We start from the raw sequence: 2,249 nt of genomic DNA on the forward strand, positions 1-2,249 counted from the left end.
GGGGAAGGGGGAGGTGGGGTCAGGGACCCAAAAGCCCTTCCGGGCCTTCGGCCCGGGCCCTGGCGGGCCGCCGGGCTCCGCCCGGTCCGGCCGCAGCCGGCCGGATTCCTGCCCCTCTGTCTGGTGGTGTCGTTGAGCGCGTCGCCGTGGGCATCGGCCTGGGTAACGAAGGGCCCGCTACAGGCGGCCATGGGGTGGTCCGCGTCCCAGCGGTAGCCGGCACCGGTGGGGGTAATGGCGGGAAAGAGGGGTTGTGGATAACCCACAACAGGCGCAATTCCATGATAGGCATCCCGGCACCCTGAGAAAAGAAAGTAATATACCCAGGAGTAGGGCTGCCATTCTCTGTGGCATTGGCATATAATCAGAGTATGCGCTTCTTCGACACCCACACCGCTTCGACCGGGGCCACCCCGGTCGAGAAAGCGATGGCGGGTGTGCGCGAGCAGATCGAGGATATCTTCACCACCCCCATCCCGCCCGGCTGCGCGAAAAGCCGACTGGAACAATCGGTGGGATTGCACCGCGACATGGAACGCTCCACCTACCTTCTGTTGGGTGACCTGGCCACCATGGAAGCCTCCGGGGACCTGCTGGAAGAGGGCGGCCAGCGCAGTATCCAGGCGTGGATCACCCACCGGTGGGGCGCCACCCCCGCCGAGGCCACCAATCTGGCCACTCTGGCCCGGGCCGTGCACCGCCAGCAGTTGCCGTTGGTGGATGAGGCGTTTGGGGACGCAACCCTGTCGTTGGGTGAGGCGTGTGCGATCGCGACCTCCACCGAAAAGGCTGTGACCGACTGGGCCAAGGTCCTGGAAACAGCAGATGAGGCGTTCAAGGCCGACCACCCGGACGTGGAGGGTTTTCGGGCCCGGTTGGAGTTCGGGTTGATCGCTTATAAGAAGGAATGTCCGAAGGCGTCGGTGCGGCAGTTGCGGGACGCGGCGAAATGGTTCGTCGCCCAGCTGGACCCCGAAAAGGCCGACCGGGATTATGATGAGACTTTCGAAACCCGGGGTGCGCAGTTCTCGCCGACCTTCGAAGGCGGGTTCCTGCTCCGGATGTGGGGGCCGGGTGCGGATAACCAGCTGATCCAGGCCGCGTTGGATGCCTACACCGAACCGTATGGGCCCGATAACGCCGCCGTCCCGAAACATCAGCGCACTTATGACGCGATGATGCGCATCTTCGAGACCGCCCTGGCCCACCGCACGTGCGCGAAAGCGCCGAAGCCGGTGGTCACGTTGAACATCACCGTGCCCCTCAAGCGCTACCTCGGCGACCAAACCGCCGAACCCGCCGTCACGGAGGACGGGGTGGTCATCCCCGACCAGATGATCTCCCGCCTCACCCCGAAAAGCTGGTTGCGCAGGTTCCTGACCGACGCCGAAGGCAAAACCCTGCTCGATGTGGGGCAGAAGCACCGGTGCGCTCCCGACCCTGTCCGTCAGGCGGCGGGCTACAAGGAGTTCCACTGCGAATGGCACGAAGGCTGCGACATGCCGCGTAGCTGGTCGCAGTTCGACCACATCATCGCTTTCTCCCACGGAGGGGCCACCAGCTCGGACAACATGCAGTTGCTGTGCTCCACCCATAACCGGCTCAAGCACCGCCTTCAGGTGAAGGCGAACCAGCAGATCTGGGACCACCACCACACCCAGAACCGCCAAGAAGCTGAGACCGGCGGGGACGAGGGTGGTGAGGGCGACCCAGCACCAGCCACCGCCCTCTAACACCACTGCACCAGCTTCCACCAGGCGAAAGCCCACCTTGCTCCGAACGATCCATCCGGAGCAGACCCCCGCACCTCTCGAAAAACACCCCGGTTGGGTGTCAGACCCCAAAGGCCATGCCTTGTGGGGATATCGGCATGCCTACCCCCGCGAACCCCCCCACCCAGAGCCATATCCAGGGGCCAACGTGGCTCCCGTTGGGGGTCTCGCCAGCACATGCACCCCCGCACCGGTACTGACACACATGCCGGCACCGAAACTGCTGCGGGTGCCGCCCTCACCGCTGCCGGGGAATAACCGGCCCGCCCTTGTCCGGTGAGGCGCCCCCACCCACAGAGCCGGCTACCGCTGGGACGCGGCCCGCCCCGAGCCGCACCTGTAGCGGGCCCTTCGTTACCCGACCCGTCACGTAGTGGCGACGCGCTCAACGATGTAGCGAGGCGGCCGGGCAGGGATTCGGCCGGCTGCGGCCGGACCGGGCGAAGCCCGGCGGGCCGAAGGCCCGGAAGGGCTTTT

Annotated in this window: 1 protein-coding gene; it reads left to right on the plus strand. The window is 65.9% G+C overall.

Annotated features, from left to right (window positions below; genetic code table 11):
• The first annotated feature begins 371 nt into the window (after positions 1–371).
• The gene (locus BQ8420_RS28385; RefSeq protein ID WP_087103068.1) at positions 372–1,733 is read left to right on the plus strand and encodes an HNH endonuclease signature motif containing protein; all 1,362 of its coding nucleotides are present in this window, start codon (positions 372–374) and stop codon (positions 1,731–1,733) included.
• Positions 1,734–2,249 lie beyond the last annotated feature (516 nt).

The sequence above is a fragment of the Nocardiopsis sp. JB363 genome, assembly GCF_900143625.1.
In the GTDB taxonomy this organism is placed as follows: domain Bacteria; phylum Actinomycetota; class Actinomycetes; order Streptosporangiales; family Streptosporangiaceae; genus Nocardiopsis.

What these genes read in the sequence shown, in the direction of transcription:
- BQ8420_RS28385 (WP_087103068.1), top strand. Translation starts at nt 372, where the DNA reads ATGCGCTTCTTCGACACCCACACCGCTTCGACCGGGGCCACCCCGGTC.